The organism is Synechococcus sp. H60.3, from assembly GCF_047462295.1.
Classification (GTDB): domain Bacteria; phylum Cyanobacteriota; class Cyanobacteriia; order Thermostichales; family Thermostichaceae; genus Thermostichus.
Genome location: NZ_JANSIY010000035.1, coordinates 1 through 13,130 on the forward strand (window position 1 = coordinate 1; position 13,130 = coordinate 13,130).

General features: G+C 58.5%; 8 protein-coding genes and 1 tRNA gene. 5 read left to right on the plus strand and 4 right to left on the minus strand.

The window, feature by feature from the left end:
• Nucleotides 1-347 precede the first annotated feature (347 nt).
• Nucleotides 348-1,130: an S-adenosyl-l-methionine hydroxide adenosyltransferase family protein gene (locus NW841_RS05555; RefSeq protein WP_414385747.1), complete on the plus strand. Its 783-nt coding sequence runs from the start codon at nucleotides 348-350 to the stop codon at nucleotides 1,128-1,130.
• 46 nt (nucleotides 1,131-1,176) lie between these two features.
• On the opposite strand, the gene NW841_RS05560 is transcribed toward NW841_RS05555, so the two are convergent.
• A complete protein-coding gene (locus NW841_RS05560) occupies nucleotides 1,177-1,650 on the minus strand; it encodes an Hsp20/alpha crystallin family protein (RefSeq protein WP_414371890.1) in 474 nt (157 codons plus the stop codon).
• Nucleotides 1,651-2,159: 509 nt separating this feature from the next.
• Between NW841_RS05560 and NW841_RS05565 the strand changes: the two genes are divergently transcribed.
• Nucleotides 2,160-6,284, plus strand: a complete 4,125-nt coding sequence (locus tag NW841_RS05565) for a hypothetical protein (RefSeq protein ID WP_414385726.1) — start codon at nucleotides 2,160-2,162, stop codon at nucleotides 6,282-6,284.
• 23 nt (nucleotides 6,285-6,307) lie between these two features.
• On the opposite strand, the gene NW841_RS05570 is transcribed toward NW841_RS05565, so the two are convergent.
• On the minus strand, nucleotides 6,308-7,369 hold the full coding sequence (locus tag NW841_RS05570) for a histidinol-phosphate transaminase (RefSeq protein ID WP_414377007.1): 1,062 nt from the start codon (nucleotides 7,367-7,369) through the stop codon (nucleotides 6,308-6,310).
• 83 nt (nucleotides 7,370-7,452) lie between these two features.
• Nucleotides 7,453-7,526, minus strand: a tRNA-Asp gene (locus NW841_RS05575).
• 49 nt (nucleotides 7,527-7,575) lie between these two features.
• Between NW841_RS05575 and NW841_RS05580 the strand changes: the two genes are divergently transcribed.
• Entirely contained in the window at nucleotides 7,576-8,067 is a 492-nt protein-coding gene (locus tag NW841_RS05580; protein WP_414363979.1) for a hypothetical protein, read from the plus strand.
• 18 nt (nucleotides 8,068-8,085) lie between these two features.
• Here the strand turns inward: NW841_RS05580 and NW841_RS05585 are convergent, their stop codons facing one another.
• Nucleotides 8,086-9,741 carry a protein kinase domain-containing protein gene (locus NW841_RS05585; protein WP_414385728.1) on the minus strand — a complete coding sequence of 552 codons (1,656 nt, stop codon included), beginning with the start codon at nucleotides 9,739-9,741 and terminating at the stop codon, nucleotides 8,086-8,088.
• A gap of 287 nt (nucleotides 9,742-10,028) precedes the next feature.
• Between NW841_RS05585 and alaS the strand changes: the two genes are divergently transcribed.
• The gene (gene alaS / locus NW841_RS05590) at nucleotides 10,029-12,698 is read left to right on the plus strand and encodes an alanine--tRNA ligase (RefSeq protein ID WP_414385730.1); all 2,670 of its coding nucleotides are present in this window, start codon (nucleotides 10,029-10,031) and stop codon (nucleotides 12,696-12,698) included.
• Nucleotides 12,699-12,753: 55 nt separating this feature from the next.
• Nucleotides 12,754-13,130: NAD-dependent epimerase/dehydratase family protein (locus NW841_RS05595; protein WP_414385732.1), on the plus strand; the 377-nt coding region annotated here is incomplete at its 3' end.

Consider the following 13,130-nt stretch of genomic DNA (forward strand, 5'->3'; position numbering starts at 1 on the left):
CTGCTGCTGACTGGGAGGATCCCTGATGTTGGTTGAGCAATCGCTATCCTGTCTGTTCTGCCTGGGGTTTTGCGATAGAGAGGGACAGGGGGGCAGTGATGGTTATGTACAACGTTGCACCTAATCAGCACCCGGGGCTGGGAACCCGCCTCGTGCGTCTTGGATGCTGCAGCTCTACGATGGCTAGCGCCACGCTTTGCAAACGGAGACTCGGTATACGGGATGGACTCCGTCCCGCTGCCGCGAACGATGAAGCAACTGGGGCGGAGGAAGAGACAAAAGCCTTGCCCAGATGGGGAAACCCGTCTGCCCATGCGGTGAGGTAGTTCATGACGTTGAGACAGTATATGCCTTTCATTAGCCTACTGACGGATTTTGGCCTCGAAGATCCCTACGTAGGCATCGTGAAAGGGGTGATCTGGGGAATCGCGCCCCAAGCCCAACTGATCGACCTCAGCCACGAGATCCCGCCCCAGGATGTGGCAGCGGCCCGTTTTGCCCTGATGACGGCCTATCCCCATTTACCTTCTGGAACCATTCACCTGGCGGTGGTAGATCCGGGGGTGGGGAGCAGCCGAAGGGCGGTGGCCGTCCAAACCCAAGGAGGCTATTTGGTCGGCCCTGACAATGGCCTCTTCAGCGGCGTTTTGGAGCAATCCCCACCTCTGGCTGCTGTGGAACTCAACCGACCCCGCTACTGGCGCACTCCTTCTCCCAGCCGTACCTTTCACGGGCGGGATATTTTTGCCCCGGTGGCCGCCCACCTGGCCAACGGGATCCCTTTGGCAGAGTTGGGGGATCCCTTGGAGGTGGCCGAGCTGGTTCGCTGGGACTGGCCACCACCTCAGGCAGAGCCCGACGGCGGCCGCGGCGTGATCCAGGCCATCGACCGCTTCGGCAACGGCATCACCACTCTCCCCGGCAACTGGGTAGAGGGCCGCAACTGGAGAGCTTGGATCAAGGGGATCACCATCCGCTCCGCCGCCACCTTTGCCGAGGGAAGTGAGGGCGAGCTGCTTGCCCTGGTGGGCAGCTCCGGCTTGGTGGAGATTGTGCAAAACCGGGGCAACGCCAGCCGCACCTTGGATTTCAAGGTAGGGGACGAGGTGCGCGTGCAGTGGGGTAGCTAGGCGAACTCCCTCACCCCTGCCCCCTCTTGCTTGGGGAGAAGGGAGACTAGGCAGGCTGGCTTTCCACCGTTAAAGTTTCCGACGGAGCTGCGGAAGTTGAGGTTCCTATCTGAACTTTGACCGCCTGCACGGCATCGGCCTTGGGCAGGGTGAGGGTGAGAATGCCATCCCGGTAGATGGCCGAGACTTTTTCCGGCTGAATGCTTTTGGCTAGCTTGAGGATGCGTTGAAAAGGCTGAGGCTCCACCTCTTGGTAGCGTAATTCAGCACCTTCAGGGCCTTGAAGCTGGATTTCACCGCTAATGGAGAGCTGCTGGGCTGTGGCCTCGATGTGGAAGCGCTCGCGATCGGCGCCGGGCACCCAGAGCTGGACAGTGTAGGCCTCGCCGCTCTCCCAAACCTGTAATGGTGTGGGGAAGAAAGTGCGAGGGCGCTCTCCAGAGCTCTGCTGCTTCGGGAAGTCAAGGGTGCTTCGCTGCAGGCGCACATCGAGGATGGGGGTGAAGTAAACCAATTCCATAGCCGCTCCTTGGGTAGTAGGGTGGACAATTCTTGAAAAACAGGTCAACAGGGATAACAACCGGATCCCACCGTTCTACAGAACTCCCCCACGTTGGAAAAAGCTGTATTGAGACGAGATGGGATCCAAACCCAATTCTGCTTCAATGATCCAAGACCGCTGTTGCCAGCAGGGAGGGCAAACCGATCCAGCTAGGGGAGGATCCCATCACCTTTCTCCAAAGTTTGCTTTGGACAACCTCATCTAGAGCCAGCGGGATCCCTGTCGCAACCTTTTCTCTGCCAGTTCGATCGGCTTCTGCTGGGGATGCTGCCAGACAGCTTGACAGAGGAATGGGCGTTAGGGCCGCGCGGTAACAGCTTGGATTCTCTAATTTGCCCACCAGTTCAGCACACTTTATCAAAGCTTAAAATTCTAACCCTAGCTTCAATTGAAGTTATTTGGTTAGTCTCTCAGTTTGGTAGCAAGTTTTGAGAGAGAGCTGACAGGCAAGGCAGGTCGCCTCTAAGATGGCCTTCAAACTAGGACAGCTTGAGCAGTGGGATCCCATGTACGTGTATTGTCTAGAAGAAGTTTTGGAGGCAGGAGCGCCATACAACCTCGAGGAGCTGATAGAACGGCTATCGCAGGGGGATCGCACCCTTTTAAGCCGGTTGTTCGACGTTCGCTACCCCTACTGGAAGCGCAACCTCCGGCGCAATGTTCGCTTGGTGGGTGATCTGCGCTATCTGGGAGAGGTGCCGGTTTTGGTCTTGTTTGGCCTTTGGGGGAGAGGCAGCCACGAGTACCGAGAGTTCCTGGAGCGGCGGCAGGATCCCGGCTATCAAGAGCGGGTGAGGAACTGGGTGCCTGACGATCAGCTACAGGCCTGGCTGGCACAAAGGCAAGCGGAAAATGAACAAGAGGAAGCGCGGCAAAACCAGCTCCTCCCTCTCCCCAGTGAACTGTACGATTGGACACAGTTTTTAAATACTCCCAACCGCCAGGAGCGACTGGTGTTGGAAAGCGGGGAATGGGTTCGGCAAGTGCAAGCCCTTTCTCTAGAACAGCGGCGCCAAGTGTATCGGGCGGTAGAGCAATTCATTAGCGATGAGAAAGGTAATCTCTACCAGGAACTACCACTGTTTTATCCAGGAGCTGAGGTTAGATGCTGGCGGGAAGGCTCGATACATCTGGCTATCAGCCTGGTGCAGGTATGTGAGCAGGAAAGAGTCTTATCTCCATTTTTAATTGGGGTTTACGACCACGCTCCGGAGCAGAGAGAGCGGTTTGACCTAGGGCGCCAAACTTGCCTATTTGGGATGGGGGCCGATCGGCCGGATATTCTCCAACACCCACAATCTTTAGAGATTTGGAAGCGATATGCCCGCCGCGCCTACCCCGATTACATGGTTGCAGATGAAAACGTCTGGCTGGAAATCCAGGAAACTACAGAGGGGAACTTAGCTTTATCGATGGAGGAAGAAGAAATTCTCCAAAGCACCTCTATGCCTCTACTGATCAACGGGCGAGCTGGAAGCGGCAAATCTCTGATGTTGTATTACCGTTTTGCTGATTACTGCAGCCATTACCTGAAGAATTCAAGCAAAGGAAACTTTCAGTACCATCCTCTCTTTTTAACCTACAGCCCGAGTCTAGTACAGCAAGCCCGCAGCAAGGTAAGTACAATTTTGCGGGTCAACCATCGTTACCGAGAGAGAGGCAGTGACTTCTCAGAAGAGGAAATTGGGCGATGTCAAGCTTTCTTTAGCACCTTCCAGGACTACCTGTTGAGCTGTCTTCCGCCGGAGAGACAAGAACGCTATCAACTGGAGCGATATGTCAATTTTTATCGATTTCGGAGCTGGTACCGCGGCCGCAGCGATATAGAGTTAGCTTGGCATACGATTCGCACTCTGATCAAGGGCTATGAAGTAAGCGACTACTTGGATCCAGATTGCTATCGGGAATTACCTCAAGCTGACCGCACTGTAGATGTAGAAGTCTTTGATCGAATATACGAGCAAGTTTGGCCAGGTTATCAGGAACGAACTACCTACGAAGGCTACTGGGACGATCAAGATTTGGCTAGAGATGTCCTACAGAATGGTTGTCTTAGATCAATTCATCCGGTCATTTTCTGTGATGAGGTTCAAGACTTTACCCAGCTTGAGCTGAATATTGTTTTCTGCTTGTCACCTTGGGGAAAATATAAGCTGGATTGGGCTATCGAGCGTTTACCTTATGCTTTTGCTGGGGATCCCCTGCAAACGATCAATCCTACAGGATTTCGTTGGGATGCTCTAAGGAGCCATCTCTACAAGCATATCCATGCTTACTTGTTGCCGAGTCATTCTCTCGAGATTCCAAGTCCCCGAGAGTTAAAAAATAACTACCGCTGTAGCCCTCAGATCACTCGTTTTAGCAACCTGGTTAACCTGTGGCGGCGAGTTCTTAGCAATGATCGGGGGATTTATCCACAGCAGCCTTGGCGTTTTCAGGAACCAGGTAGGCCAGCTCAAAAGTTTGTGCTGGATGGCCAGGACAAGAACTTAACTCAACATGAGCTGAGGAGTATGCTCAGGAACAGCACGGGTACAGTTTGCATCCTGCCTTGTCCCATAGGAGAGGAGCTGGACTACGTGCGCCAAGATCCCGAACTCCAGAGAGTTTTTGCCGAAGAGCTGGAGCAAAATCTCAAGCCGGCGCTGCTGCAGACTGTTACCGCTGTCAAGGGCATGGAGTTCAAAAAGATTATTCTCTACAAGTTTGGCGACTACTATCGACAAAACTTTAGCAGAAGGCTTAACCACTATGCTCAAGAACCTGCAGAGAAAGTATCCCTACAGCTACATTATTTTCTCAACCAGCTATACGTTGGTATTACCCGCCCCATCGAAGCCTTAGCTGTTGTGGATACTGCAGTTGGCTGGCGGGAATTTTGGGATCCTGCCTTGGAGATTGACTTTTGGCTCAATCACTCTCATTTGCAGCCCGATCGATCCCAATGGCAAACGCATCCGCCTGTACTGGCGGGCTTCGCTCCAGGCACCGGCATCCAATACTGGACGGATAAAAACTTACAGGATGTCCTGGACTTGGCTCTTGGGTTTCTTAGGCGAGGGGTAGAGGAGGGAAATCCTGAGCTCTTGGAAGATGCACGCGCCTTTGCTCGGCAGGCAGGCAACCAGAAATTAGAACAGGAATGCCAAGCTTGGATCCTCAAGCTGCAGAGGGATTACGTTCCTGCAGGTCGTCAGTTTTTAAGCCTGGAAAGATCCGCCCTACCCAATAGACATCTCATCCGGGAAGCCTGGGAGTGCTTTTGGAAGGCAAAAGCTTGGTTAGAGTTACAGCAGCATCGTCCCACTCACTTTGCCAGGTGCTCCGAGATCCCCGACTACAGTCCTCTGGTGGATTTGATGGTGGTAACCCAAAACAGCTCTGCCAAGTCCATGGAGCGCTTTCGACAGATAGTTCGAGTGCGAGATTGGTTGAGCGTTGAGGTCAGCCCGAAGCATTCGGATCCCACCTGGAAGGTTTGTGTGGAGAAGTTTTTGGTGGAGCTGGAGCAAGTTTTCGATAATCTAGAGACTTTTCGTTCTAAGCTGGAGGATCGTGAACTTTTTTGGCAAGAGACCCTTGAGGCCTTGAGGGAGCGTTTGGCCTTTCTTGGCCAGCGGCAGCCGTTCGCAGGGCAATATCACAAAATTCTCGGCATCTGTTATTTCCAGCAACAGAAACTTGAGGAGGCAGTTGCCATTTGGGATCAAGGTGGCCAAACGGAGCATTCCTACTACTACCGGGCCAAGATCCAATTGGAGAAGCCGCCTGGCCAGGTGAGGTGGCTATCCAAAGACCGGCAGGACGCAGCAGTGGTGAGCAAATGGCAGGAGGCGGGACGTCCCCTCGCGGGCGAGTGGGAGGAGTACATCAACGATGTCATCCTCAGCCTGGAGCGCTTGAAAGAGTGGCCGCTGCTGCTGCGAATCCTGATCCGGCGCCGCGAGTGGGGCAGGCTTTGGGAAGTGGTTCAGGCCCACCCACAGGCGTGGCAGCGCGGACATGACTACGAGTTGGTGGCCAGCATGGCTCGAGACATGGCAACCAACTGGGATGAGCTGAGGTGGAAGCTCCCTGGACTGCGGGATTTTCTGCAGGAAGTGGTAAGCAGTGTGCGCGGGGAGCACGCTTGGTGGCTGCAACCGCTGGAGGTGGGCCTGGCCTATGAGCGACTGGGCCGCTACCGAGACGCGCTCAGGTTTTATGAGCGCTTTGCTGAAAACGGAATCGGTAGAATCCCAAGATGGCAACGCTCTCAGATTCGGCAGCGCTGGCTTTTGGTTCACAAGAAGTATCGAGATTCTCTGCAGGCGGAGGGACGACCGACCGATCTTTTGGCAGAGGAGTTTAGCCGCGCGCAAGAGCGCTGGCGTGAGCAACTGCCCCAGGCAGAGCCTGAGCTGGAGGAACGGGATCCCTGGCTACACGACTTCGTGGAGCACCCCAGCCCTGTTCAGAGTTGGCTGCTGCAGCGGGAGCAAACTGAAGCTCAAAGACTGCAAGTGGCAATCCGCGAAGAACTGAAGCGGCTCAACGAGAGGCAGCTCCAGCAAGTTTATGGCCTGATCCAGCGATTTCTCGGCCCAGGTTGAGCAGGAGTTGGAAGTAGAGCCACCTACCGCAAGATCTGCTGCAGGCGCTCCAGGGCGCGTTGGTTTTCTTCAGGGGTGCCCACCGTTAGGCGCAGCCCGCCGCCGGTACAGCGCACACAAGTTCCCAGCTCTTGCCAGGCCCGCTGCAGATCCTGGGGATCCCATCCTGCCACCCGGAAGTAGAGAAAATTGGCCTGGCTAGGCCACACCCGCACCCCCGGCAGCTCCTGCAGGGCTTGGTAGAGGGCTTCCCGTTCCTGACGGATAAGGGGTAGGTCGGCCAAAAACTCCTCGGCATGTTCCAGGGCAATCTGAACGGCCCACTGGGAGATGGCCGAGAGATTGTAGGGCAGGCGGATGGCATCCAGCACCTGGACGAGCTGCGGATGGCCGATGGCATAGCCCACCCGGTGAGCTGCCAGGCGAAAGGCTTTGGAGAAGGTGCGCAAGATAACCCAGTTGGGGTGCTCCGCCAGCTTGGGCAGGGCCGTGTGTTGGCTGAACTCGAAATAGGCCTCATCGAGGATCACCAAAATCTCGGCGGGCAACCCTTCCACCCACTCCCACTCGGCGGTGCTCAGGCCATTGCCGGTGGGCGAATTGGGATCCACCAAACACACCACCCGCACCTGCTGCTCCGCTATCGCCTGTTGACACCGCTCCAGATCCAGGGCAAACGTCTCAGGGTGGCGGGGCACCCGCACCACTGGGATCCCCAGGCTCTGGGCCAGGATGGCGTACATAGAAAAGGTAGGCTCTGGCACCAGAATGCCACCCCTTCCGCCCAGGCAGGTGGCAATGAATAGGGATCGGATTAGCTCGTCGGAGCCGTTGCCCAGGCTAATCTGGGCAGGATCTGCCCCGGCATAGGCGGCAATGGCCTGCTTGAGGCCCCGGTGATGAGCATCGGGGTAGCGGTTGCTCGGGATCCCTTTTTCCCAGAGGAGGGAGAGTTTCTGCTTGAAGCCCGCCGGCCAATCCCAGGGAAACTCGTTGGCATCCAACTTGTCGGCAGCTTGGGGCGGCACGGCATCATAGGACTTGAGGTGAAGCAAATCCGGGCGCAGATACCGCAAGGCACACATCTCCCTACCCTAACGGAGCAAGGTACCTATGATAGCAGTGCTGACCTGCTTGCCGATGTAGGCTACAGTGTTCCTAACAGGTACGGGGCTGACGGGGCTCGAACCCGCAACTTCCGCCGTGACAGGGCGGTGCTCTAACCAATTGAACTACAGCCCCAGGAGCTGCGAATACCCATTTTGAACCTAAGTAAGGATGGTTGTCAATCATGGTATCTAGTCTGGCGGCCCAGGCCGCAACGCTGGTAGAGGAGGCCCCGCAGAACGGGATCCCGACAGCGGCGATGCAACAGGTCGCAGAGGTGCTCACCCAGGTGGCCCAACACCTGGATCACCTGCAGTACACCACCTTGCGCTACCCCGATGGCGGCTGGCTGACGGTGCGGGTGGTAGAAAGATCCGCCGGGACGGAGTCCCCCCCAGGATTCGAACCCATCGGCCAGCTGTGGATCCCGGCCTTTGGCCACCTGGAAGATGCTCAAGCCACGCTGGCGGAACTGCGGGAGCAAGCGCCGGACTTGGAGGCCACCTCCTTTGGGGTTTTGGAGCTGCTCTTTTTGGCCCTGGGCCTTTCCCGCGCCGAAGGCATTGTTTTTTACGACCAGGCGGGGGATCGGCGGCAAGGGAAAGCCGTAGCCTGCCGGCCTCTGGCGGAGCAGGTGAGCCAGGCTATCCGCAGCGGGCTTCCTCCCATAGCCTAAGGCGGGAACGGATCCGCTCTAGCTCACGATGGCACCCTGGCGGCGGGCGAACTCCCGCAGCTTCCTATCCATCTGCGCCCCTCGCAGATCCGCTTTGTAAAAGCTGGTGAAGCGCTTGCCCTTTTCTTCAGCTTGGCGTGGCAGGGAAGTCCTGCCGCCTGCAGACCAGAGCACCGACCCGGCTACCACCAAAGCAATCCCAGCCGCTCCCAAGGCATAAACCACATTGCGCGTGGTGAGGTGGACGAGCAAAAACGCCAGGCTCCCAGCTCCCAAGAGCCCTCCCAGGCCTGCTAGGATCCCTCCCAGGGTCTTGGCCGAGCCGAGGAGCCGGCTCAAAAAGCGCAGCCAGCGGGGTTGCGGTGTGTTGAAGCGGATCCCGCGCAGATCGGCTCCCTGCAAATTGGCCCCTGAAAAATCGGCCCCCCGCAGATCGGCGCAGCGCAAGTCATAACCGGCTAAGTTCTGGTTGGCGAAAGACTTGCCCCGCAGATCCGCCCCCGCCAAAGACGGGATCCGCGGCGGGGTGGCTGGCTTGATCTGCCCGCTGCCAGTGATGCGGCTGGCTTGGCCCAGTTGGGTAAAACCGGTGGGAACCGCTCCCACGGGCAGCATGCCTCCCGCACCGGGCCGAGGGAGCGGCGCAGGCGAGAACCCATCTGTTCGGGCCAGGGGGAGAGCGGTTGAACGGCGTTTGGCCCAATGGTCGGAGATCAGCAACGGGCTGGAATCGGCAGTCAACGGAGAACTGGGCAAGAGAACCGGCGAGGAAAGGGGGCCCTCCTGCACCGGGATCCCTTGCAGAGCCCGCAGCACCTCGGTAGCCGTGGCAAAGCGCTGGCTGATGGACGGCTGCAGCATGCGGCGCAAAATGGCGTCGAACTCAGGGCTGAGCTGCAGGCGATCCGACCAATCCCATTGGCCGGTGTTGTGGTCGTAAAACTTGGCCGGCGACTCCAGAGTCATCAAATTGATGCAAGTGGCGGCCAGCGCGTAGAGATCGCTGGCGGGGCCCACCGCCTGGCCAGCCATCTGCTCCGGCGGAGAAAAGCCCAGGGAGCGAATTGCCGTTCCCTCCTCCGACGACTTGTGGCCCGGCCCAAGCTGCTTCACCGCCCCAAAGTCGATTAGCACCAGGCGGCCATCTTCTTTGCGGCGAATCAGGTTAGCTGGCTTGATATCGCGGTGGACGGTGTTCTGGCTGTGGACATAGTTGAGGATCAGCAGCACCTCCTGCATCACTTGCCGGGCTTGTTCTTCGGAGAAAGGCCCATTGCGCCGCATCTCCTGAGAAAGCGTGATCCCCTCGATAAACTCCTGCACCAAGTAGAATTGGCCGCCTTCTTGGAAGTGGGCGTAGAGCTTGGGGATTTGCGAATGCTCCCCCAGGCGCTCCAACACCTCAGCCTCGCGGTTAAACAGTTCCTCCGCCAGCCTGGCCAGTTGGGGCGAATTTTCAGCCGGGCGCAACTGCTTGATCACCCGCCAGGGCTTGGAGGGCATGTCCTCATCGCGGGCCAAGAAGGTGGCGCCAAATCCCCCCTGCCCCAGACGCTTGAAGGCCCGGTAGCGATTGCGCACCAGCAGCGGCTGGCCACAGGAGGCACAGGTGGAGGCATCCGGTGGATTTTCTGGCTGCAGACAGTCAGGATTGAGACAATAGCAGGTGGGCATACCCCTCCAAGCGCTACCGACTGACGGCTAGGTAACCGAGACGAGGCTGATGGGCGGGCAAGCGCGTTGCCAGAGATACATCTAGCCTAGACCAAGGGGAGAAAAATCTTGCACATCTGGCTCCAACAGGCTGATCCTAGCGTTTGCCCACGCGGGCTCAATCGGAGAAATCGCTTAGATTTTTCTGCTTTGGCGGGCGGTGCCGACAAAATCCAGACCTCAAGAGTTCAACTGCCCCAGCGGCAAAAAACCTAGAATTATCAATACAGTTATTCTTCGCCTTGACCATGTCTCCATCCTTCTCCGGTGCCGCCATCCGGCAGGCTTTTCTGGACTTCTACGCCCAGCGGGGCCACCAGGTACTGCCCAGCGCCTCCTTGGTGCCGGAGGATCCCACGGTGCTGCTGACCATCGCCGGCATGCTACCCTTCAAGCCCATCTTCCTGGGGCATCGGGATCCGGAGTACCCACGGGTCACGACTGCCCAGAAATGCGTACGCACCAACGACATCGAGAACGTGGGACGGACGGCTCGCCACCACACCTTTTTTGAGATGCTGGGCAACTTCAGCTTCGGCGACTACTTCAAAAAAGAGGCCATCACCTGGGCCTGGGAGCTGGTGACGGAGGTGTTTGGCCTGCCGCCGGAGCGCCTGGTGGTGAGCGTCTTTCGAGAAGATGAGGAGGCCTTTGCCCTCTGGCGCAATGAGATTGGGATCCCGCCCCACCGCATCCGGCGCATGGGGGAGGAGGACAACTTCTGGGCTGCCGGCCCCACCGGCCCCTGTGGCCCTTGCTCCGAGATCTACTACGACTTCAAGCCGGAGCTAGGGGATGAGCAGATTGACCTAGGGGACGACTCCCGCTTTCTGGAGATCTACAATCTGGTGTTCATGGAGCTCAACCGGGACAGCGAGGGCCGCCTCACTCCCTTGGCCAAGCAAAACATCGACACTGGCCTGGGGCTGGAGCGGCTGGCTCAGGTGTTGCAGGGAGTCCCCAACAACTATGAGACAGATTTGATCTTCCCCATTGTGCAGAAGGCGGCTGAGATCGCTCAGGTGGACTACTTCCGGGCCAGCCCCGAGCAGAAAGTCTCCCTCAAGGTTATTGGGGATCACGCGCGGGCGGTGATGCATCTGATTGCCGACGGGGTAATCCCCTCGAATGTGGATCGGGGCTACGTGCTGCGGCGCTTGATCCGGCGGATGGTGCGCCACGGGCGCCTCTTGGGGATCGGCGAGCCCTTTACCTGGCCAGTGGTGGAGACGGCCATCCAGTTGGCGGAGGCGGCCTATCCCGAGGTGCGGGAGCGGGAGGCGGTGATCAAAGCCGAGCTGCAGCGGGAAGAGGAGCAGTTTCTCAAGACTCTGGAGCGGGGGGAGCGGCTGCTGTTTGATCTGTTTGCCAACGTCACCGCCACTGGCGCGCCAAAGCAGATCTCCGGTGTCGACGCCTTCAAGCTCTTTGACACCTACGGCTTCCCGTTGGAGCTGACCCAGGAAATTGCCCAGGAGCACGGCTTTAGCGTGGATGTCCAGGGCTTTGAGCAAGAGATGGAAAAACAGCGGCAGCGGGCCCGCGCCGCTCACCAAACCCTCGACGTCATGGCCCAGGGATCCCTGGACGAGCTGGCTGAGTTTTTAATCGAGACGGAGTTTCTCGGCTACAACCAGTCCTCTGCCCGCGGCGTGGTGGAGGCGCTCCTGGTGGAAGGGAAGTCGGTGCCTCAGGTAGAGGCGGGGCAGGTGGTGCAGGTGGTTTTGGATCGCACGCCTTTTTATGCGGAGTCCGGGGGGCAAATTGGCGATCGCGGCTACCTGGCCGGGGACGGAGTGTTGGTACGGGTGGAGGATGTGCAAAAGCGGGGGGATCTGTTTGTCCACTTAGGCCGGGTGGAGCGGGGGATCCTGCGGGTGGGGGATCCCGTGCAGGCCCAGATTGACCTGGCCTGTCGGCGGCGCGCCCAGGCCCACCACACAGCCACCCACCTCTTGCAGGCAGCCCTTAAGAAAGTGGTCGATCCCTCCATCAGCCAAGCGGGATCCCTGGTGGCCTTTGACCGGCTGCGCTTTGACTTTACCCTGTCGCGTCCCCTTACCCCCGAAGAGCTGCAGCAGGTTGAGGATCTGGTCAACACCTGGATTGCTGAGGCCCATCCGGCTCAGGTAGCCATTCTGCCCCTGGCAGAGGCCAAAGCCAGAGGGGCGGTGGCCATGTTTGGGGAAAAATACGGTGCCGAGGTGCGCGTGGTTGACTTTCCGGGGGTGTCGATGGAGCTTTGTGGCGGCACCCACGTCAGCAACACTGCCGAGATCGGCCTGTTCAAGATCATCTCCGAGAGTGGGGTAGCCGCCGGGATCCGCCGCATCGAGGCTGTAGCCGGGCCGGCGGTGCTGGAATACCTAAACGAGCGGGATAGCGTCGTGCGGGAGCTGAGCGCCCAATTCAAGGCCAAGCCGCAGGAGATCCCAGAGCGGGTAGCGGCTTTACAGGCGGAGCTGAAGGCTGCCCAGAAGGCGCTTGAGGAGGCCCGCAGCCAGTTGGCTTTGCTCCAGGCAGAGCAGCTCTTGCCCCAGGCAGTATCGGTTGGGGATCTCAAGATCTTGGTGGCGGAATTAGGAGCCACTCCCCCTGAGGCCCTCAAAGTTGCCGCCGAGCACCTGCTCCACAAGGTAGGAGAAGGGGCAGTGGTGCTGGGATCGGTGCCAGAGGCGGGCAAGGTGAGCTTCGTAGCTGCTTTTAGCCCGGCGGTGCAGCAACTTGGCCTCAAGGCGGGCTCCTTTATCGGCGAGATTGCCAAACTCGCTGGCGGTGGTGGGGGTGGGCGGCCCAACTTGGCCCAGGCGGGTGGCAAGCAGCCCGAGAAACTGGCGCAAGCCCTACAGGCGGCCCAGGAGCGGCTGCGGGCAGAGCTGGAAAAGGGAGCGCAGAAACCTGCAAGCTCGAGCAGTTAGGAGAGGAGCAGCCCCTCTGCCCCATAATGGAAGCCGGGGATTTTCCGCACTCACCATGATGCCCAACAGCTTGTCTACTGCCATCGATCTCAGCCAAAAGCGCATCTTGCTCACGGGGGGAAGTGGCTTTTTGGGCAAACATGTGCTGCAGCAGTTGCAAGTGCTGGGGGTGAAGCCGGAGCAGGTGCGGATCCCGCGCTCCCGCACCCACGACCTGCGCCGCTGGGAAGTCTGCCAAGAGGTGGTGCAGGGGCAAGATATCGTCATCCATTTGGCGGCCCATGTGGGCGGCATCGGCCTCAACCAGGCCAAGCCGGCGGAGCTCTTCTACGACAACCTGATCATGGGATCGCAGCTCATCCACGCCGCCTATCTAGCTGGGGTGGAGAAGTTTGTCTGCGTGGGCACCATTTGCGCTTATCCCAAGTTCAC

Excerpts from the sequence above, each read along its gene's own strand:
- NW841_RS05580 (WP_414363979.1), top strand. The coding sequence starts at position 7,576 with ATGGTATCTAGTCTGGCGGCCCAGGCCGCAACGCTGGTAGAGGAGGCC.
- NW841_RS05565 (WP_414385726.1), top strand. The coding sequence starts at position 2,160 with ATGGCCTTCAAACTAGGACAGCTTGAGCAGTGGGATCCCATGTACGTG.
- NW841_RS05585 (WP_414385728.1), bottom strand. The coding sequence starts at position 9,741 with ATGCCCACCTGCTATTGTCTCAATCCTGACTGTCTGCAGCCAGAAAAT.
- NW841_RS05570 (WP_414377007.1), bottom strand. The coding sequence starts at position 7,369 with ATGTGTGCCTTGCGGTATCTGCGCCCGGATTTGCTTCACCTCAAGTCC.
- alaS (WP_414385730.1), top strand. The coding sequence starts at position 10,029 with ATGTCTCCATCCTTCTCCGGTGCCGCCATCCGGCAGGCTTTTCTGGAC.
- NW841_RS05560 (WP_414371890.1), bottom strand. The coding sequence starts at position 1,650 with ATGGAATTGGTTTACTTCACCCCCATCCTCGATGTGCGCCTGCAGCGA.
- NW841_RS05555 (WP_414385747.1), top strand. The coding sequence starts at position 348 with ATGCCTTTCATTAGCCTACTGACGGATTTTGGCCTCGAAGATCCCTAC.